This is a genomic window from Bifidobacterium sp. WCA-178-WT-4B (assembly GCF_009696495.1).
GTDB lineage: Bacteria > Actinomycetota > Actinomycetes > Actinomycetales > Bifidobacteriaceae > Bifidobacterium > Bifidobacterium infantis.
On record NZ_VULV01000007.1, the window covers coordinates 12642 to 32586 of the forward strand.

General features: G+C 62.4%; 15 protein-coding genes and 2 pseudogenes. 2 read left to right on the forward strand and 15 right to left on the reverse strand.

Features of this window, described 5'->3' with window-relative positions:
• Positions 1-130: 130 nt before the first annotated feature.
• Positions 131-1342 carry a MalY/PatB family protein gene (locus FYJ31_RS06165; protein ID WP_154536280.1) on the forward strand — a complete coding sequence of 404 codons (1212 nt, stop codon included), beginning with the start codon at positions 131-133 and terminating at the stop codon, positions 1340-1342.
• A 68-nt stretch (positions 1343-1410) separates the two neighbouring features.
• On the opposite strand, the gene FYJ31_RS06170 is transcribed toward FYJ31_RS06165, so the two are convergent.
• The 5 genes from FYJ31_RS06170 to FYJ31_RS06190 all read right to left on the reverse strand — a co-directional run bounded on the left by FYJ31_RS06170 (position 1411) and on the right by FYJ31_RS06190 (position 8199).
• Complete coding sequence (locus tag FYJ31_RS06170) at positions 1411-2379, reverse strand: dihydrodipicolinate synthase family protein (RefSeq protein ID WP_154536281.1); 969 nt, start codon at positions 2377-2379, stop codon at positions 1411-1413.
• Positions 2380-2525: 146 nt separating this feature from the next.
• Entirely contained in the window at positions 2526-3380 is an 855-nt protein-coding gene (locus FYJ31_RS06175; RefSeq protein WP_012577048.1) for an ABC transporter ATP-binding protein, read from the reverse strand.
• Entirely contained in the window at positions 3377-5521 is a 2145-nt protein-coding gene (locus tag FYJ31_RS06180; protein ID WP_154536282.1) for a dipeptide/oligopeptide/nickel ABC transporter permease/ATP-binding protein, read from the reverse strand. Before FYJ31_RS06180 ends, FYJ31_RS06175 begins: the two co-directional genes overlap by 4 nt.
• A 1-nt stretch (position 5522) precedes the next feature.
• Positions 5523-6479, reverse strand: a complete 957-nt coding sequence (locus tag FYJ31_RS06185) for an ABC transporter permease (RefSeq protein ID WP_012577046.1) — start codon at positions 6477-6479, stop codon at positions 5523-5525.
• A 151-nt stretch (positions 6480-6630) separates the two neighbouring features.
• Complete coding sequence (locus tag FYJ31_RS06190; RefSeq protein WP_012577045.1) at positions 6631-8199, reverse strand: ABC transporter substrate-binding protein; 1569 nt, start codon at positions 8197-8199, stop codon at positions 6631-6633.
• A 331-nt stretch (positions 8200-8530) separates the two neighbouring features.
• Between FYJ31_RS06190 and FYJ31_RS06195 the strand changes: the two genes are divergently transcribed.
• Entirely contained in the window at positions 8531-10813 is a 2283-nt protein-coding gene (locus FYJ31_RS06195; protein ID WP_154536283.1) for a sialidase family protein, read from the forward strand.
• A gap of 57 nt (positions 10814-10870) precedes the next feature.
• Here FYJ31_RS06195 and FYJ31_RS06200 read toward each other — a convergent pair whose 3' ends face one another.
• From FYJ31_RS06200 to FYJ31_RS06245, 10 genes and pseudogenes are all read right to left on the reverse strand, one after another.
• Positions 10871-11554 (reverse strand): N-acetylmannosamine-6-phosphate 2-epimerase, encoded by a 684-nt coding sequence (locus FYJ31_RS06200; RefSeq protein ID WP_012577043.1) that lies wholly within the window; start codon positions 11552-11554, stop codon positions 10871-10873.
• 59 nt (positions 11555-11613) lie between these two features.
• The gene (locus tag FYJ31_RS06205; RefSeq protein ID WP_154536284.1) at positions 11614-12558 is read right to left on the reverse strand and encodes an ROK family protein; all 945 of its coding nucleotides are present in this window, start codon (positions 12556-12558) and stop codon (positions 11614-11616) included.
• On the reverse strand, positions 12555-13466 hold the full coding sequence (locus FYJ31_RS06210) for a DUF4862 family protein (protein ID WP_154536285.1): 912 nt from the start codon (positions 13464-13466) through the stop codon (positions 12555-12557). Before FYJ31_RS06210 ends, FYJ31_RS06205 begins: the two co-directional genes overlap by 4 nt.
• A 140-nt stretch (positions 13467-13606) precedes the next feature.
• Positions 13607-14365, reverse strand: a complete 759-nt coding sequence (locus FYJ31_RS06215; protein ID WP_442778611.1) for a FadR/GntR family transcriptional regulator — start codon at positions 14363-14365, stop codon at positions 13607-13609.
• A gap of 248 nt (positions 14366-14613) precedes the next feature.
• Positions 14614-15624 (reverse strand): LacI family DNA-binding transcriptional regulator, encoded by a 1011-nt coding sequence (locus FYJ31_RS06220; protein ID WP_065436324.1) that lies wholly within the window; start codon positions 15622-15624, stop codon positions 14614-14616.
• A gap of 247 nt (positions 15625-15871) precedes the next feature.
• Positions 15872-16852 (reverse strand): ribokinase, encoded by a 981-nt coding sequence (locus tag FYJ31_RS06225; RefSeq protein ID WP_154536287.1) that lies wholly within the window; start codon positions 16850-16852, stop codon positions 15872-15874.
• A 70-nt stretch (positions 16853-16922) separates the two neighbouring features.
• Positions 16923-17132, reverse strand: a pseudogene (locus FYJ31_RS06230) (ribokinase); the annotation flags it as partial.
• A complete protein-coding gene (gene uriT, locus FYJ31_RS06235; RefSeq protein WP_154536288.1) occupies positions 17119-18534 on the reverse strand; it encodes a uridine transporter UriT in 1416 nt (471 codons plus the stop codon). The gene uriT and the pseudogene FYJ31_RS06230, both read right to left, overlap by 14 nt.
• 39 nt (positions 18535-18573) lie before the next feature.
• Positions 18574-19512, reverse strand: a complete 939-nt coding sequence (uriH, locus tag FYJ31_RS06240; RefSeq protein WP_012577036.1) for a uridine-preferring nucleoside hydrolase UriH — start codon at positions 19510-19512, stop codon at positions 18574-18576.
• A 95-nt stretch (positions 19513-19607) separates the two neighbouring features.
• A pseudogene (locus FYJ31_RS06245) lies at positions 19608-19934 on the reverse strand (LacI family DNA-binding transcriptional regulator); the annotation flags it as partial.
• Positions 19935-19945: the final 11 nt, after the last annotated feature.

Sequence of the window (19945 nt, forward strand, 5' to 3'; positions counted from 1 at the left end):
TCACTGCCTCACAACGGTGCATATCCTAACACGCCACGCGGTCAAATCGCCGGCCCACGGCCACGGCACCGTCAGGAGCCCGATTTAGATTGAGACCAGCCACCACGGACCGAGAAAGGATTGTCGGACAATGACGTATGATTTCACGTCCATCATGAACAGGCATGGCATGGATTCGATCGCGGTCGACGGACTGGGCACCGACCCGGGATTCGCACCGGACCCGCCACGTGAGGGTTTCGACGTCATCCCCATGTGGGTGGCGGACATGAACTTCCCGACCGTGCCCACGATCCCGCAGGCCATCATCGAACGGGCGAAGCATCCCGCCTACGGGTACTTCTCCCCCACCGACGACTATTACGGCTCCATCATCGACTGGCAGTCCACGCGCAACGGGGTCACCGGATTGACCCGGGAGGCGATCGGCTACGAGAACGGGGTCCTGGGCGGCGTGATCAGCGCGCTGACTGCGTTCGCCGCCCCCGGCGACGGCGTGCTGCTGCATAGCCCGACCTATATCGGGTTCACCCGGAGTATCGAAAACAACGGCTACCGCATCGTCCACAGCCCGCTCACGCTGGACGAGCACGGCGTATGGCGCATGGATTACGAGGATATGGACAGGAAGCTCAAGGAGCATCACATCCATGTGGCCGTCTTCTGCAGTCCCCACAATCCCTGCGGGCGTGTATGGGAGCGTTGGGAGATCGAGAAGGCCATGGAGGTGTACCGGGCCAACGACTGCGTGGTGATCTCCGACGAAATCTGGTCGGATCTGACGTTGGGCGACCACCGGCACATCCCCACCCAATCGGTCAGCGAGGACGCACGCAACAGGACCGTGGCGTTCTACGCGCCCAGCAAGACCTTCAATCTCGCCGGACTGGTGGGAAGCTACCACATCATCTACAATCCCACGCTCCGGGACCGCATCGTGGCCAAAAGCTCGAAATGCCACTACAACGACATGAACGTGCTTTCCATGCACGCGCTGATCGGCGCCTACCGGCCCGAAGGCCATGAGTGGCTCGACGAATTGAAGGCGGTGCTCACCGGCAACGTCGATTACGCCTACGACTACATCACCGGGCATTTCCAAGGCGTGAGTCTGGCCAAACCGGAAGGCACCTACATGCTGCTGCTCAACTGCGAGCAGTGGTGCGAACGCCACGGCCTGAGCCTGCCTGAGTTGGAGAAACGCGGTTGGGATGTGGGCGTCGCGTGGCAGGACGGCGACATGTTCCAGGCCCCCTACAGCATCCGCGTCAATCTCGCATTGCCCTTGAGCCGCGTCAAGGAGGCCATGCGCCGCCTTGACCAGTACGTGTTCAACGCCTGATCGATGTGCCGGCGCGTCGGATCCCACGCGCCGGCACATCGCGGCGAGCCCACGGCCCGGGGCTTTCCTCAGCCCTTGACGACGGTGGATTCGCTCACTTCGAGCGGCGTGCGAGCGAGCGGCAGTCCGCAGTCCTTAAGCACCGCGGCGATGCGTTCGACGTTCTCACCGGCGAGCGGCGCGACCGGATTGGGCATCTGGTTCGTATCGAAGACGCCGAGCAACGCGAGCGCCGTCTTGAATGCGCCGACGCCGGCGCCGAACCCCTGCACACCCTGCACGACGCTGGTGATGCGCATGAGCGCCGCCATCTTGTCCTGTTCGGTGCGCACGGAACCCCAATCGCCTTTCCGGTAGGCGTTCCACATGCGCACGTATGCGGTCGCCTCCACATTCGCGAGTCCGGGGACGGAGCCGTCCGCGCCGGCCATGTAGGCGCCGTCGACGACGACCTCCTGCCCGGTGAGCAGCGTCAGCGGATGGCCCGCCTTGTTGTTGTCATCGACCAGGAAACGGAACGAGACGTCATCGTTCGAGGAATCCTTGACGCCCGCAAGAACGCCGTCGAGTCCCAGACGCACGAGCATGTCGCCGGGCAGTTTCGTGTGCACGCACACCGGAATATCGTAGGCGAACAGCGGCAGATCGGGAACCGCCTCGTGGATGAGACGGAAGTGCCGTTCGACTTCGGCCATGCCGCCGAGCGCATAGAACGGCGCGGTCGCGACGATCGCCGACGCGCCGAGCTCACGGGCTTGGCGGGCGTGTTCGATCACGCGGTTCGTTTCGGTGTCGATGCAGCCGACGAACACCGGCACACGACCGTCGACGATGTCGATCGCCGCGCGAATGATCTCCTCGCGGCGGGCATCGGTGCTGAACGCGACCTCGCCCGACGAGCCGAGCGTGAATATGCCGTTGATCCCGGCGTCGATCATGCGGTTGATCGAGCGGGTGAAGCTCGGCAGGTCGAGCTCCTGGTCTGCGGTGAGCGGGGTGACCGCCGGCGGAATGACGCCGTGGAATTGCTGTGCCATGATTGATCCTTTGTGTGTAGGGGATATGGTGCGCCGGTCCATCGTCGAACGTGGCACTCGGCGTGTTGATACGGATGGTGGATGGGTGTTGTCGGTCCGGTGGCGCACGCCGCGTGAGACGCGCGCCACCGGAGACGTGTGTGCCGCTATGCGCACTCCTCGGCCGTTGGATGCAGCAAGGATGGCGCGGCCGCCATGAGCGTCCTCGTGTAGTCGTCGACCGGATGGCGCATCACCTCGTCGGCGGTGCCATGTTCCACGATCGTGCCGTGGTTCATGACGATGACGTCATCGGAGATGTAGCGAATCGTCTGGATGTCGTGACTGATGAAGACCATCGACAAACCGAGCCGACGTTTGAGATCGCTCAACAGGTTCAGAATCTGCGCGCGCACCGAGACGTCGAGCGCGCTCGTCGGCTCGTCGGCGATGATCGCATCCGGGTTGAGCGAAAGCGCGCGTGCGATCGCCACACGCTGACGCTGGCCGCCGGAAAGCTGCCCGGGGAGGGCGCCGAGCACCGAGAACGGCAGACCGACCATGCGGATCAGCTCATGGGCGCGCTTGTCGCGTTCCTTCTTGCCGCCGAGATGGTGCACGGCGAGCGGATCGATGAGCTGATCGGCAACGCTCATGCGGGCGTTCAGCGCGGTCGCCGGATCCTGGAAGACGACCGAGACGACACGGCCGATTTCCATGCGCTCCTTCGCGGTGCGATGCGTGACGTCCTGTCCTTTGAACAGCACCTGCCCGGACGTGAGCGACTGCAGTCCGCACATCACGTTCGCCGTCGTCGACTTGCCGCAGCCGGACTCGCCGACGATGCCAATCGTCTTGCCCGGCATGAGCTTGAGATTCACGCCGTTGACGGCGGTAATCCTGTTGCGGTGGAACAGGCCCGAACCCGCACGGGTCGTGAACACGACCTTCGCGTCCTTCAGTTCGATGATCGGGACGTTCTTGTTCTCATGGGGTTTCGTCAGATCGATGCGTTCGCTCATCGTGCGCCTTCCTTTCCGTCCCGCGGGTCTTCGGCAGCGGTGATCGTCATGTCGCCGATCTCGGCTTCTGCGGCTCTCGCGGAGTTCTCTTCGGAGGCCTTCTCCACTTTGGCCGGCTCCTGGAGCATGTGTTCGTCGGCACGGGTGTAGTTGGCCGGTTCGGGCAACGGGGTGCCCGGCTGCGCCGCATAGAAGTGCCATGTGCCGGGCACACGGACCATGACCGGCCTCGTGTCGAGGCCGACGTCCGGATGCGAGGAGCGCGGAGCGAAGCGATCGCCCTTCGGGAAGTCGATCGGGCTCGGAACCGTGCCGGGCACCTGGTGCAGACGCGGGGCGCCCGCTTCGATCGACGTGACGGCACCAAGCAGGCCACGGGTGTACTCGTGACGGGGGTCGGTGAGGATCTCCTTCGTCGAACCCTGCTCGACGACCTGCCCCGCATACATGACGGTGATCGAATGGGCGACCTTGGCCACGAGCGCGAGATCGTGGGAAACGAAGACCATGGCGAAGCCGAGCTTCTTGCGCAGCGAGTTGAGCAGATCGATGACCTGCTTCTGCACGGTCACGTCAAGTGCGGTCGTCGGTTCGTCGGCGATGATGAGCTTCGGGTCACGGGTCAGCGCCATGGCGATAAGCACACGCTGGCGCTGGCCGCCGGAAAGCTCGTGCGGATACGATTCAAGCGTGCGCTTGGGATCAAGGCCGACGAGTTCGAGCAGTTCCTCGGCGCTGCGCGTGCCGCCGCGCTTCGTCAGCTGCTTCATCTGCGTCTTGATGAGCATCGACGGGTTGAGCGAGCTCAGCGCATCCTGGTAGATCATCGCGATCTCATGGCCGCGGATCTTATTGTATTGGCGCTGATCGCATCCCACGAGGTTCCTGCCGTTGAGCAGGATCTCGCCGCTGATTCTCGCCTTCGGGTCGAGCAGGCCCATGATGGCGAGCGAGGTGATCGACTTGCCGCAGCCGGACTCGCCGACGAGACCCATCGTCTCCCCCGGACGTACGGAGAAGTTGAGGTGGTCGACGACGTTGACGTCGCCGTAGCGCGGGAACTGGATGCACAGATCCTTGACCTCGAGCACGGGGGGTTCGGTGCTCCACGGCTCAAGGCGATCGGTGCGCTTGAGTTCGGCGTTGCGCAGCTTGGTGAGCGAATCGACGAGCGCATCATGCTGCTCGGCGTAGGCCGCGACCGGGTCGGTGAGCAGACGGTCTTCCTTGCGGTCGGCAGCCACGTCGGCCGCGGTCTTCTCGACCGGGGCGGTCGGGGCCGCCACCATCGCGTCGGTTATGCCTTCGGACAGGATGTTCAGGCACAGTACGGTGATCATGATCGCAAGACCGGGGTACAGCGCCTGCCACCAATACCCGAAGATGACGCCTTCCTTCGCGGACGACAGGATGTTGCCCCATGTAGGCGTCGGCTCGGGGATGCCGGCATTGATGAAGCTCAGTGACGCTTCGAAGACGATCGCGTCGGCGACGGATAGGGTCGTGAACACCATGACCGGCGCCGCGATGTTGCGCATGACGTGCTTGATGAGAATCCACGGGGCACGCGCGCCGGAGACGATGACCGCCCTGACGTAATCCTTGCCGTATTCGCTGATGATGTTGGCGCGCACGATTCTTGCGATCTGCGGAACGTAAAGAACGCCGATCGAGATGATGATGCCGATCATCGACTGGCCGAGCACGGCCACGAACACTGCGGCGAGCGCGATGCCGGGAATCGACATGACGATGTCGATCAGTCGCATGATGATTTCGGAGATCCATGCGCGGCTCACGGCGGCGATCGCACCGATGATCGAGCCGAGGACGAGCGCGAACGCGATCGATGACAAACCGATGACGAGCGAGTATCGCGCACCGAAGATGACTCGCGTGAGCACGTCACGGCCAAGGTTGTCGGTGCCGAACAGGTGGGCGCCCGTCGGGGCCTGATAGCTTTCGGTGATCGCCATCGGGCTGTACGGCGTGATCACCGGAGCGAACACCGCCGCGACGACGAGCAGCAGGATCACGATGAACGAGATCTTCGATCCCAACGTCATCTTGTTGAAGCGGTTGAACCTGACCTTGGGTTTGGTCGCCGCCGCCTTGACGACTTCGTTTTGTCCGAACAGCATCTCACACCGTCCTAATCCTCGGGTTAATCAGCACGTAAAGCAGATCAACCACGATATTGATGATGATGAACGAGAGCGCCACGATGAGCACTACACCTTGCACGAGCGTCGGCTCGTTGCCGTTGATGCCATCGAACATCGCCGTGCCCATGCCGGGGAGTGCGAAGATGACTTCGATGACGATAGCGCCTCCGAGCAGGTAGCCGATTTTCATGCCCAACGTTGTGATCGGCGTGATGAGCGCGTTGCGGAAGACGTTGCGCGCCACGACGACGCCCTTCGGCACGCCCGCGCCGATCGCGGTGCGCACGTAGTCCTTGTCGAGCTCCTCGACCATCGACGTGCGGATGATGCGTGTAAGCTGGCCGGCGACCGGCAGACCAAGCGCAAAGGTCGGCATGGCCATGCGTTCGAGATAGGCACCCGGATCCTGCGAGAACGGGACGAGCGGACCCGCGCCGGGCAGCCAGGAGAGCTTGATCTGCAGCACGTAGATGAGCAGCACGCCGAGCCAGAACGACGGCGTCGCGATCGCGATGATCGAAAGGACGCGGATCGTCTGGTCCACCCACGTATCACGGTAGAGCGCGGCGAGCACGCCGAAGATGATTGCGATGACGACCGCAATGAGCAGTCCGATGAACGTGAGCTGCAGTGTGATCGGGAACGCTTGTCCTATACGCTCGGAAACGGAGTCCTTGTTGACGCCGTACACGCCCATGTCGCCATGGCACAGACCGACCAGATAGGACCAGAACTGCGACCACCAAGGCTTGTCGTAGCCCATCTCGTGCCGAAACGCCTCCAGCTGCGCGCCGGTCGCGTTCTCGCCGAGCGCGGCGACTGCGGGATCGTACTTCGAGAACGACATCAGGAAGAACACGAGAAAGATGACTCCGAATGCCATGAACGGCAGGGCGATCAATCTGCGCCCGAGAAGTCTGAGGAAATTACTCATGATATGTCCAATGGTGAAAGAATCGGGAATAAGGGAATGGGGAAGACGGGCCCGTCCACGGATCGCGGAGGGAAGGGGAACAAGATGAACGGGCCTGTCTTGGTATCAGATCGTCAGGGAAGGGTTCTGCGCCATCGCTCCTTTGCGTGGCTCACTGTGCGACTTTGGCCTGGACCAGGTTGAGACCCGTCGTGCCCATCGTCTTGTATTCGTCGAAGACACCCTTCTTGACGGCCGTGCTCACCTTGCGGTGGAAGAGCGGATAAAGCGGCACCTGCTCGGAAAGCAGATCGAAGCACTGGTTCCAGTAGTCCTGGCGCTCGGCATCGCTCGACGCGGACAGGGCCTTGCCCATCAGGTCGTGCAGCTCGTCATAGCCTTCCGACCCCTTCCAGAACGTGCGCTGCTTGGTCCAGACGTTGTCTCCGTACCACCAGTTCATCAGCAGGTCGGGGTCGTTGCCGAAGACCGAGGGATCGCCCGGGGCAAGAACCATCGAGAAGTCAGCGCCGTCCTTGTCGGTGATCGACGGATACAACGCCGACGACTTCATCGACTGGATATCCACGTCGATGCCTGATTCCGCAAGATCGTTCTTGATCTGTGGGGCGAGCTGCGTGACCCAGGTCTGGTCGGTCGTGTACAGCGTGGTCTTGATCGGACCGTTGACGCCTGCTTCCTTCAGCAGTTCCTTGGCCTTCGCGGTGTTCTTCGTGTAGACGTTCTTCGCCTTATGGTAGTTCGCGAAGTTCTCGGGCAGGAAACTCGTGACGGTCTGCGCCTGTCCGGACAGCTGGTTGTCGATGAGCTTCTTCGTGTCGATCGAGTAGAACACGGCCTGACGCACGCGGGGGTCGTCGAACGGCTTCTTCTTCGTGTTGAACATGATGAACGCCTGGTTGAAGCCCTGCACCGTCTGGATGTCGGAACCCGAGGACGTCAGCGTCTGCACCGCCTTCGCGGGCACGTTTTCCATGACGTCCGTCTTGCCGGCCTGCATCGCGGTGACTCGCGCGGTGTCGTCGACGTTGACGTTCCAGACCATCTTCTTTGTCTGGGCCGGATACTTGCCGTTGTAGGCGTCGTTCTTCTCGAAGCTCACCTGCCGGTCGGTGATCGCCGTGTACTTCCACGGCCCGGAACCGGTGGGCATCTTCTTGAGTTCGGCGTCCGACTTGCCGGACGGGACGATCGGGATGAGCGCCAGACGCTTTTCGAACATCGGGAAGGCTTCCTTGAGCTTGAAGTCCACCTGGTTGTCGCCCTTCGCCTCGACGGAGTCGATGAAGTCGAGCATCGAGATGAACAGGCTGCCTTCGGCGGTCGAGCGCTTGTAGGAGCTCACGACATCGGACGCCTTGACGGGCGTGCCATCGGAGAACTTCGCGCCGTCACGCAGCGTGATCACGTACTCGGTGTCGGAGACCTTCTGAGGCGCGCCTTTGGCGAGCGCCGGGAATGTCTTGTAAGTCGTGTAGTCAAGCGCGTACAGCGGTTCGACGACATGCCAGTTCGCCGACATCGGCAGCGCTCCGGACGTCGTGTTCGGCATGAAGTCACGGCTCGCGTATGCCACTTCCGTCGTGATCGTGTCTGGAATCGAGGTGCCGGTGGCGCCGGCCGTGGCGGACGAGCCGCCGCAGCCGGCCATGGCGACAACCATGCCGCCGGCCAGGATGGCCGCCACGGCCGCCCTGACCCTTGCATTAATCTTGACCATTGAGATCTCCTCATCGTTGAGAATGTGTCATCGTGCGTCCAACTCGACGATAGTCGACATCGACAATCGTCCAGGCCGGCCGGACCGCCAATCCGCCGTGCCTCCGTTTCTGGGCTGAACTGGGTTTAATGATAAGACGTCTGACGTCTTATTTCAAATATCCCGACCCGCATGTCGCCAACCACGCGCCACGCAGGTGCGGCATCCCCCGACGTGCGCTACCATTGAAATCAGACGTCTGATGTTTCCCGTTGGTTGGATACCATGACTTCAGATGTCCCATTCATGGCACGGCATATATACGGGCCCGCTCAAAGGAGAGTCATTGACCATGGCAGCATCCAACCCGATCAGCTGGTCACAACGAACATTCCCCTCATCCGAAGGCACGATCGCGTGCAGATTCCGCGCACACGCGGACGGCCGCATCTTCGATGCCGTCAATGAATCGGCGAATGACGCGCCGCTCCTCATATGCGCCATCGAACATGACGCTCTGCGCGTGCGCGCGACGACGCCACGACAGCGCGTCGATTTCGACATCGAGGACACGACGGGGATAGCCGACGGCGCCATGCACACGTTCGCGCTCACATTCGGCGAGTTCGGCACGCGCGTCTACCTCGACGGCTCCCAGTGCTTCAGCGGCACGGCGAACCTGTGCCCCACGACGCTCACCGGAACCGAGGGGTCAGGCCAAGGCGCGATTCGCCTCGCGGGCCCGTCCATCGACGTGACCGACATGCGTCTGCATGCAATCCCCCTCACCTCCGAAAGCATCGCCGCCTTGACGCCGAGACCCGCACCGGACATCGACTTCGCCGCGGCCCAGCTCGCCCCGCGAGATGTGCGCCGCGTGCGCACGCTACGTTCCGGCACGATCTTCATGCATTTTCGTGTGCGCGGACCCCGCCAGTACGGCACGCTTCTCGCCGCCGGCGAGCGCGGCGAGGAACGCCTCGCCGTCTCGATCGACGACAACGGCATCACGATGACGGCCGCGGATGGCCTGTATGAGCCATCCACCTACCATGCGCGCGGCGCATGGGATGACGGCCGATGGCATGATCTGTCGATTCGTTCCGCGCGTGGCGCCATCGACATGTACGTCGACGGCTGGCACGAACTGCATCAAGCGGGACAGGTGTTCTTCGGCGACTGGCCGCAACTGGATGAGGTGGCCATCGGGCAGAACACGGAAGGCGTCAGGCTCATGGGCGAGGTGCGCAACGGCGGCGTCTTCACGACCCCGCTCACCGACGGCGCGATCCGCAGGCTTTCGGACGCACCGGCGCTCACGACGACCGCACTGTTCGACAAGGGTTACCACGGATCCGTGAGTTATCGCATCCCCTCGATCATCCGCACCCCTCATGGCGTGGTCGTCGCCGGCGCCGACCAGCGCACCGCGATTGCGAATGACGCGCCGAACCACATCAACTTCGTCATGCGCAGGTCGCTTGACGGTGGCCGCACCTGGCTCGACATGCAGACCGTGATCGCCAATCCAGGCGAAGGCGTCGACGGCGCGTGCACGATCGACTCATGTCTTGTATGCGACGAACGCAATGGCCGTCTCACCGTCCTCATCGACCGCTTCGCCGGCGGCGTCGGGTTGCCGAACAACACGCCCGGCACCGGGGTCGACCGGCACGGGCGACCGTGCCTGTACGATCGCGCAGGCACACGCTATGTACTCGCCGATGACGGCACGGTGCTTGACGGCGGCGGCGAGCGCACCGGATACCGGGTCGACGCGCACGGCAACGTGACGCACGAGGGACGGGCCTCGGGCAACATCTACCTCAAGGAGGGCGCTGACCCCGACGAATCACTGCTCATCGAACGCACGAGCTTCATCATCGAACTGCATTCCGACGATGACGGCGAGACGTGGAGCACACCACGCAACATCAACCACATGATCAAGGAGGATTGGATGCACTTCCTGGGCGTCTCGCCCGGCAACGGCATCCAGCTCCAGGCCTCCGAACATCGCGGGCGTCTGCTCGTCCCGTTCTACTGCACCGGCGCCTCACTCAAGCATTACTCGGGCGGAGCGCTCATCAGCGACGATGGCGGCGACACATGGCGACGTGGTTCGATGATCAACGACGGCCGCATCGTCAACGGCACCGCCGTCGACCCGAAGAACATCCGGGACGATGACGCGACCACGCACGAATCCGTGTTCGTCGAGCGCGCGGATGGCACCGTCGTGTGCTTCTTCCGCAACCAGAACCATGCCGGGCGCATCGGCGTCGCGCTCAGCCACGACGGCGGCGAGACATGGGATGACCTGTACTTCGACAAAGACGTCCCCGACATCTTCTGCCAACCGAACGCCGTGGCCTGCGCGCCGCTATCGGACACGATGGTGTTCGCGAACGCAAGCCAGATGCTGCCGTATCGCGGCAACGGGGTGCTGCGACTGAGTCTGGACGGCGCACGCACATGGGCGGCGCATCGCTGCATCAACCCCTATCATTACGGCTATCAGTGCATGACGATGCTGCCGGACGGCGAACTCGGATTACTCTGGGAGCGCGAGACCGCGGGATTGTACTTCACCATGCTGCCGTTGAGCGTATTCGGCGCGGCCGAAACGCACTGAGGGCGTGTTCGGGAACACGTGTGCGACGCATGTTCCCGAACACGCCCCCACCGGCCGCTAATGGTCGAGCCGGGCGGCGAACCAGCGCGTGATCGACGTCGGATGGGTGATCGCCGTGCCGACGACGGCCGCCCACGCGCCGCGGCTCATCACGTCATGCAGCTGTTCGGGCGTATGGATGCGGCCCTCGCATAGCACAGGCGTATCGGGGAACGACGACACCATGTACTCGAGCAACTCGAGATCGGGGCCGTCGGTCTTCTCCCGTTCGCCCGTGTACCCGGAAAGCGTCGTCGAGATGATGTCGCTGCCCGCATCGACGGCGCGGCGCGCATCGTCGAAGCTGCCGCAATCGGCCATGACCGTGACGCCCTCATCGTGCAGCGCCTGCACGGTCTGCGCATAGGTCCGCCCGTCCGGGCGCGGCCGTCCCGTCGCATCCAAGGCCACGATGTCCGCGCCCGCCGCCGCGCAACAGCGCGCATGACGCAGCGTCGGCGTGATGTACACGCCTTGCGAACCGTCCTTCCAGATGCCGATGACCGGCACGTCCACCTGGCCCTTTATCGCCGCTATGTCGGCGAGTCCCTGACAGCGGATGCCGACCGCGCCGCCCTCGACGGCCGCCATCGCCATCTGCGCCATCGTCTCCGGGTGGCGCAGCGGTTCGCCGGGGTACGCCTGGCAGCTGACGATGAGTCCGCCTTTCACACGTTCGATAACCGGATTCCTGCTCATCATTATGTATCCTTTCCTTGCACAGAGTATGCCGGACGCCGCGCCCGAACGCGACGGCCCGATCAACCGACGACGCGACGGGACGCGACGGCCGCGCCGATGAGCGGCGCGTCGCCGCCGAGCTCGCCCTCACGCATCCGCACATCGCGCAGCAATGGCAATGCGGAACGGGCGAACCCATCGCGCAACGCATCCCACCACACCGGCCCCGCATTCACGACCGACCCGGAGACGACGATGCCGTCGGGATCCACCAGATTCGCCATGCCTCCGATGCACGCGCCGAGCGCCCGGGCGCTGTCTTCGATGACCGATGAGGCAAGCGCATCGCCATCCGCCGCAAGCGCGGCGACGTCGCCGCCATTGCGCACCGGTTCGCCACCGGCGCGCATGTTGTACAACGTCGCCAGTCCGGTGCCGCTTGCGACCGGTTCGACATGCCCCTCGACGCTTCCGCACGAGCACGGGACCCCGGCACCGAGAGCGCTCACGACATGTCCGGCGTGTCCCGCCATGCCATGCGCGCCGAGGAACGGCACGCCGCCGACGATGATCGCGCCGCCGATGCCGGTGCCCACGCCGATCGACAAGAGGACACGGGCGCCACGCCCCGCGCCGTAATGCGCTTCGCCGAGCCCATGCGCGACGACGTCGCCGACCATATGCACCGGCAGATCGGTGATTGCGCCGAACGCATCGTAGATCCGCTGGCCTTTCCATCCGGGGAGCAGATCCGTCGCGGCGATGATCTCGCCGGTCTCGCCGTCGGGCACGCCGGCGGCCGCGATGCCGATGCCGCACGGCTCTATGCCTTGGGCGCGCGCGCGGTCGAGCTGACGGCGCGCGGACGCGACGATGCGCTCGCGCACGGCGTCGCCTCCCTGCGAGGCGTGTGTCGGCTCCTCATCGCGCAGCAACACGGTGGGAGCGTCATCGCCGTCGGACAGCCGGACGAACCCGCTGGCGATCTTCGTGCCTCCGATGTCGAATGCGAGGAAATCGCTCATTGTTCCACCGCCTCATGGATGTGCGACAGGTAGCGCACGCGCTCGTCGAGCGTCGCGTCCCGTGGCACGCACACCTTCGCGCCGACATAGGCGATCGGCCGTTTCTGCGTGTTTGCGGCGTGCATGCATTCGGCGATCGCATCCGCATCCATAAGCGATGTCGGCTCGTCCGGATTCATCGGCAGATGTCCGTCGATCCACGGGTATCCATAGATCGTCTCCTTCGGCCCCGCTCCCGAGAACATCAGTCCGGTAAGCGTGTCGGCGTCGGCGCACCGGCGCACGTGTTCCAGCGCGGTCCGCGCGCTTCGGCCTTCGACCGCGGACCGTCCCCAGTTGATGGTCAGTCCGATTCCCAGCTCCTTGCACAACGCGATCTCGTCGTCGAGGCGGAGGAAGCCCTTTTCCGGCTCCTGCCCGTCTATGTAGCGGTCGCAATGTTCGATGACGAGTCGTGCGCCGCTCCAATCCCATGATGCGAGCAGTCGCAACGATTCCTCCATACGCTCGGCATCGGAGACCCGTCTTGGTGCGCTGTGCAGTTCGATGTAGGCGATGTCCTGCGCGCCGCGGACGCGCGCGACGTCGGCGACGGCGCGTCGCAGGTCCTCGAAGAATCCGATCGCATCGCGGCGCCCGGCCTCCTGCGGGCTGGCGAGTCCGAACCACGGATCCTCGTTCATGCGCCGCATCGTGCCGGGGATGGCCGTGACCGAGTTCGTGTGCCAGTGGGCGGGCAGGTGTTTGGCGAGCCAATGGCGGTCGTCCTCATTCGCAAGGTCGCCGGGGAACGGCAGTTCCGTCCCGCGGACCCATGACTGCTCGCCCAGCAGCATGTAGTACAGTTCCTGCGACGGACGCCCCTGCGGAAGCGACGCATACGCGCCAACGATGAATTCCGGCTTCATATTTCCTCCTCGAAATATGAAATGGTTGAGACATGTACATCCCCGATTATACATCAGACATCTGATGTATATCAGTGCGCCGCGCCTCGTGTCGGGCGGCGCATACGGATCGTGGACCGACCCCCCGCAGCGACCACGCGTCAGCGCACGGGGAGGTGTTCGCGCAGTATCGATTCGATTGGCCGGTAATGCTCGCGCACGGCCTCACGGTACATCTGGGCGTCGCCGGCGATCGCCGCATCCAGCATGCGACGGTGCGCCTCGGCCGTGTCAAGCATCTTCTCCGAAGGCGCCAAGCCGATCTGCGGGAGCACGGCCATGTGCACGAGCCACAGGGAATGCACCATCTGCTTGGCGATGGTGTTGCCGAGCGGATCCAGCAGTCCCATATGGAAGTCGATGTCGGCATACAGGAAATCCTCGCCCCGTTCGGCGGACGAGACCATGGCGTCGACGAGCGCACCGAGCTCGGGCTGTTCCGTCCCCTTGACCTTCGCGCACACCTCATCCGCGCATCCGAGGTCGAGGAACCTCCTCAGCTCCACGACGTCCTTCAGATCGTCGAAGTTCTTGCCCACCGACACCATCGAGCGAAACGCCAGCGTCTCCACCATGGGGTCGAGGGACAGCGAACCGACGAACGTCCCCCTGCCGTGTTCGACATTGACGATGTTGAGCCCTTCGAGCTTGCGCACCGCTTCGCGCACGGACGAACGCGACGCGCCCACGGCCTCGCACAGTTCGACCTCCGTCGGCAACAGATCGCCCGGCTGGAGCCGCTCCCGCAGAATATACGATTTGATCGCGTCCATCGTCACATCGCAGCGGCTGCGCATCGGCGTCCGCTGCTGCAACGCACCGGGCTGCAGCAGCATGATCGTGTTCTCCTGACTGCTCATTGCGGTTCCTCCAAAAACCATCGCACCGCGCCGTCAAGACGCCCCACCACCGTCACGCACACCGACCTGACGCGGGGACGGCGACGCCCACGGCCCCACCATCCTCGTTCGTTGTCGGCGACCCCGCAACAGGGACATACCGGGCGATCGACATTAACCGCCCCTGACAGACGTTTCACGCACCAGCATAGGCCCGCACCGCCCCATCGGCAACCACGCGGCCGTGCGTTGCGGGGCCGTCCTTACGCTCATCGCACGGGAACGAAACTGTCCCGCACCACGAGGGTGGTGGAGATGAACGTGTGGTGCCGCAGCGTGCGTTTGCTGGAGATGGCCTCGGCGAGCATCGTGATCGCCGTGTCGGCCAGTTCGTTCTGGTCGATGTCGTAGCTGGTCAGCGTCGGCGAGGTGTATTGGGCGATGGATTGGTTGTTGATGCTGATCACGCTGGTGTCGCGCGGTACCAACACGCCCGCCGCGGTGAACGACTGCAGTACGCCGACCGCGATCGAATCGGCGGCCACGATGAACGCATCCGGCATGTCGTCGCGGTGGTCCTTGACCGCCTGATGGCCTAGGACACGTCCGGTGTCCACGGTGAAGGCGCCCTGCGCATAGATCAGCCCCTCCGTATCCAGCCCCAGACGCTCGGTCCAGTTGCGGAATGCGGTCAGACGGCCGTCTTCGGGGTATTCGTGCAGACCCATCGTGAAGCCGGCGCCGCCGATGTAGCCGATGCGGCGCTTGCCGGAGGCCATCAGCACGTCCAAGGCCTCCAGGATGGTCTGCCCCAGGTCCGGCTGCACCGAATCGAACAGGCTGGGCGCCGGGTTGATGTCGATGAACACGCCATGGGGCAATGCCAGGTGGAGCTTCAACAGTCCATCCGAAGAGAGTACGGACGGTCCGATGGAGATGAAGCCGTCGAAATCACCGGCGTTGGCAATCAGATCGTCGATATGGGAAAACGACGTGAGTTCCATGTGCTGGGCTCTGGCATTGTCGCCAAGCACGGACCGCAGTTCATCGAAATAGGCGTCCGCCAGTTCTTCCTCGCGGGTGGCGTTGTCGAGTACGGCCACACGGCGTGGCAATGCGATACGGCGTGATCCGGTAGCGTAGCCAAGCTGCTCGCTGACCTCGATGATGCGACGTCGCGTCTCCTCTTTGACGGACAATGTCGGGTCCCCATTGAGCAGCCGGGATACCGTGGCCTGCGAGAAGCCTGATCTCTGTGCGATTTCCTTCATCGTGACCATAGTTGAGCCTTCCACGCCTCAGTACGTAACAATACGCAGTATTTCAGTAAATTACTTTACTACATAGTGTAACTCACGCCCGCTGTCTATTTAGAAGTGCAACGCCCTTGTTCGTTGGTTAATTCCAGCAGTTCGTCGGCGAATGCCTCGGGGATTGTTCATATACGCGGCCCCTAATGCAATGGCCTCAACCAGCACGAATATGACGTGCTGGTTGAGGCCATTGAGAGAAACTACCGAAAACCGGTCAGGGCACAAATAGCTCACGAATCTGGGCGGCGGAACCGTAAGACGCTTGGGCACCCAGACCGGTAGCCGCATATGCAGAAACGAACGAAGCCAGCTGAGCCGCTTCACGCAGCTCAAAGCCTGAGGCCAGTCCTGCCAGCACGGCACCCATGAACGAGTCGCCGCAACCGGTGGTGTCCACGGCTTCGACCAGAACCGGTGCGATGCGGGTCACCGAAGCAACAGCACATGATGCATCCAGCACCATCGAGCCATCACCGCCGAGCGTCACAATCGCCCGGTCGAACCCGAGCTCCCGCATACGATCGGCCGCAGCCAGCCAGTCGAATCCGGACCAGTCGCCGTCTTCGGGTTCGGCGATACCGAACATCTGCGCCATCTCATGCTCGTTGACGAGCAGGATATCGGCAAGCTGCACCAGCTCGTCCGGCAGCACCGGCGTAAACGGTGAATTGTTGAGCAGTACCGGCACACCGGCTTCATGCCCGATACGCGCAGCCGCGGTAACGGTCTCGATCGGGCTTTCCAAGCACAGGCCAAGCACATTCGCCGAAGTCAATTCACCGCGCATCGCCTCGATATAATCAACACTGACCTGCGCATTGGAGCCCGGAGAGTAGACAATCGTGTTCTCTCCGTTCGCGTCCACGGTGATGACCGTGGTACCGCTGGCCCCCGGTACATGACGCACGTGCTGGGTATCCACGCCGGCTTCTCGCAATGCACCAAGCAGGAACTCGGCATTGGCATCGGAACCCACCGCTCCAAACATGTAAACAGTGGCGCCAATACGTGCCGCAGCAGCAGCCTGGTTGCCGGATTTGCCGCCGGGCAACACTTGCAGCGGGCCGCCGATGACAGTCTCCCCCGGTCCAGGCAGACGCTCGGTGACCACGGTGTAATCGGCATTCATCGAACCGACGACGCAAACCGTGCCTTGGATTCGATCAAGTGCCGCAAGAATGTCAGATGCTGTCATAGCATTTCCTTTCGTTGTCGTTGACGAATAGAGCCAACGATCACTCGCCGATCTTTTTTGCGGATGACGAGGCGGATTCGGTTTCCGGCGCACGGCTAGAATCCGGAATTTCAACATCACCGATGCCGTTGACGCCGTGGATGAAGGCGGAAATCTCGCCCACGGTGAAGGAATCGGTGGTGCTGGAATGTGGTAGACCCTTGTAAACCTTGACTTCCGGATGACCGAGCAGTTCGGTGATGGCGAGCGTGTTACGCACACCTTGGTCAATCGGCTCGTTCAAGCTTGGGGATGACGAACGAAGCCAGCAGAGCAAGGCCCAGAAGCACGGCCGACGCGATCATTGCCGCCGAGTAACCGGCAGTGCCGCCCGAGGAGCTCGCGAATGCGTTCATCACGGCATATAGCACTGCGTAGCTCAGGCCTGCGCCGAGGTTGAACGCGCCCGCATTGAGGCCGGGCAAGTATCCTGGGTTGTCGTCCGGCGACAGCACAATACCCAAACCGTTGAGCATGATGTTCGCCGTGCCCGCGTATGCCACACCGAGCACCACCGAGATAACCAGCAAGGCCCATACGCTCGGGAAGTGTGCAACGTATACGCCGAACAGCACGCCGACCAAGCTGACCAGAATGCCAACGCGGAGCATGCGATGGTAACCGAACTTGGAGGCAAGCACACCGGCGACCACGCCGAAGACCAGACCAACCAAAGCATATGGGGTCAGCGTGGCGAACGACACCACGTCGGCTCCCAATCCGGTGCCGAACTTACCGTCCTGAGCCAAGGCCGGCACAACGCCGTTCATGATGGCGAACACGCCGGTCATGGTGAGCAATGTGGTGAGCAGCAGGCCCCAGGTGCGCGGCTGCTTGAGATAGTGGGTGGTGACCATCGGTGCGGGATTGCGGTTCTCGACCTTCCAGAAGATCACGAAGGCGACCGCAGCCGCTACCACCTCGATAGCGACGAGCACCCAATTCGCGTCGCCGAGTTTCTGTATTTCATTGATGGCCAGATAGGCTGCCAGGAAGGCGATGCCAAGAACGATTGCACCGGCCCAATCCATCTTCGGGGTCTCTTTGGCCGTGCTTTCATCGGCGAACATCGACACCAGCACGATTGCGACCACGGCGACACCGACCATCACCCAGAACACGGAACGGAAGCCGAACGTGCCGGCAAGCCAGCCGCCGAGGATGGCGTCAACACCGCCAATACCGCCGTTCACCGAGGTAAGAATCGACATCAGTCGCGCATATTTGGCGTCCTCAGTCACCTTGGCGTGCAGCATGATGAGCGTCATCGGCACCACCGGTCCGCATACGCCCTGCATCACGCGACCGACCATCAGCATGGGCACATTCACGGCCAACGCCGAGACCACACAGCCGATGGCGGTGATGCTCAGCATGCCCAGCAATACTTTCTTGCGGCCTGCGAGATCGCCCAGTCGAGGCAGGAACAGTGAGAACAGCGCACATGCGGTGAAGAAGACCGTCTGGGTGAGACTGATCTGTGAACTGCTGGTGTTCAGCCCGCGCTCCATAGTGGTAAGCGCCGGCGAAAGCATGGAAGCGTTGAGCTGAAAAGCGAAAACCGACGCCATCAGCGCAGCCATCAAAGCGACAATGGACTTGCCGCCCTCATCAAGCATTTTTTCGGATCTGACTGTCGACATGACTATTCCCTTGTCCTTTTACGCATTCTTCTTCGTCCGTCAGCCGATAGCAACGATGGCATCGACAATGAGATCCCAGAACTTATCGAAGTCGAGTTTCACCGCGACCTGCGTATGGCATTCCTCGGCGGACGGTTCCGGGCCACGCAGGTCGGCAACGGTCATGCCCAGTGTCAGGTCACCGTGGATTTCGACATCCAGCGGGCAACGGCGAGTCGACACCACGCTCGGATCAATCAGATAGGCGACCGTGCAGGGATCATGCACCGGCGGATCGATGAAGTCCTGATTATCCCGATAGGTCTTGCGGAAAAAGTCCATAAGTCCGCTGGCGAAGTGTGACGAATCAGTGCCGATGGCATCAATGCGATGCTGAACCTCCGGAGTGCACAGCGCCTGATGGGTCAGATCAAGGCCAACCATGGTTAGCTTCCACGGCTCGTTGAACACGATGTGCGCGGCCTCGGGATCCACCTTGATGTTGAATTCCGCTACGGCGCTCCAATTGCCGACGTGGTATCCGCCGCCCATCAGGACGACTTCCTTGACGCGGTCTACGATGCGCGGCTCCATACGGGCGGCCATGGCGATGTTGGTCAGAGGGCCGGTCGGCACAAGCGTGATTGTTCCCGGCTCGCTGGCCATAATCGTATCGATAATCCAGTTCACGGCATGGCCGGAATCCAGTGGACGGGTGGGAACCGGCAATTCAACGCCATCCAAACCGGTCTCGCCGTGAATCGATGCGGCGACCTCCTGCTTGCGGACGAGGGGCCTATCGCAACCGGCGTGCACTGGGATGTCCGTGGCCTTCGCCATTTCCAGAACGGACCGGGCGTTGTACGTCACCTTTTCAAGGCTCTGATTGCCGCCCACCGTGGTCACACCCACTAGGTCAATTTTGGGGTTGCCTACAGCAAGCATGATGGCCATGGCATCATCATGACCGGGATCGCAATCCAGAATAATCTTTTCCATCGAAGTGCTCCTTTGCTGCCATAACAGCCGCTGGGTCATCTCTGACTTCTGATGATTTAACGTTTCATCATCAGCTTATTTGATGATAAGACGTTAAACACATCCTGGCGTTCCACGCTTTCCGAAGACGTGCCAATCAGAGTGGAGACCCCATGCCGGTAGAGTTCATCCTCCATCGAAGCAACCAGATCGGCGAAATACGGATTGCGCAAATCAGGAACCAGCAGGCCAACAGTCTTAGTATCCGACGAGCGCATGGAACGAGCACGTTGATCGGGCACATACCCCATTTCCTCAACAGTTTTCAGCACCAACTGTCGCGTATCACTAGAAAAGCGGCCTTTATTGTGAAGTATCTGGGAAACAGCAGCAGCCGACACACCGGCACGTTGAGCAACATCCTTCAACGTCACGAACGCCATAGTCCCCTCCT

Bases quoted from the DNA above. Each gene is read 5' to 3' on its own strand.
- FYJ31_RS06210 (WP_154536285.1), bottom strand. From the start codon at position 13,466: ATGAAGCCGGAATTCATCGTTGGCGCGTATGCGTCGCTTCCGCAGGGG.
- uriH (WP_012577036.1), bottom strand. From the start codon at position 19,512: ATGGAAAAGATTATTCTGGATTGCGATCCCGGTCATGATGATGCCATG.
- FYJ31_RS06225 (WP_154536287.1), bottom strand. From the start codon at position 16,852: ATGACAGCATCTGACATTCTTGCGGCACTTGATCGAATCCAAGGCACG.
- FYJ31_RS06200 (WP_012577043.1), bottom strand. From the start codon at position 11,554: ATGATGAGCAGGAATCCGGTTATCGAACGTGTGAAAGGCGGACTCATC.
- uriT (WP_154536288.1), bottom strand. From the start codon at position 18,534: ATGTCGACAGTCAGATCCGAAAAAATGCTTGATGAGGGCGGCAAGTCC.
- FYJ31_RS06205 (WP_154536284.1), bottom strand. From the start codon at position 12,558: ATGAGCGATTTCCTCGCATTCGACATCGGAGGCACGAAGATCGCCAGC.
- FYJ31_RS06185 (WP_012577046.1), bottom strand. From the start codon at position 6,479: ATGAGTAATTTCCTCAGACTTCTCGGGCGCAGATTGATCGCCCTGCCG.
- FYJ31_RS06190 (WP_012577045.1), bottom strand. From the start codon at position 8,199: ATGGTCAAGATTAATGCAAGGGTCAGGGCGGCCGTGGCGGCCATCCTG.
- FYJ31_RS06215 (WP_442778611.1), bottom strand. From the start codon at position 14,365: ATGAGCAGTCAGGAGAACACGATCATGCTGCTGCAGCCCGGTGCGTTG.
- FYJ31_RS06220 (WP_065436324.1), bottom strand. From the start codon at position 15,624: ATGGTCACGATGAAGGAAATCGCACAGAGATCAGGCTTCTCGCAGGCC.
- FYJ31_RS06165 (WP_154536280.1), top strand. From the start codon at position 131: ATGACGTATGATTTCACGTCCATCATGAACAGGCATGGCATGGATTCG.
- FYJ31_RS06175 (WP_012577048.1), bottom strand. From the start codon at position 3,380: ATGAGCGAACGCATCGATCTGACGAAACCCCATGAGAACAAGAACGTC.
- FYJ31_RS06180 (WP_154536282.1), bottom strand. From the start codon at position 5,521: ATGCTGTTCGGACAAAACGAAGTCGTCAAGGCGGCGGCGACCAAACCC.
- FYJ31_RS06195 (WP_154536283.1), top strand. From the start codon at position 8,531: ATGGCAGCATCCAACCCGATCAGCTGGTCACAACGAACATTCCCCTCA.
- FYJ31_RS06170 (WP_154536281.1), bottom strand. From the start codon at position 2,379: ATGGCACAGCAATTCCACGGCGTCATTCCGCCGGCGGTCACCCCGCTC.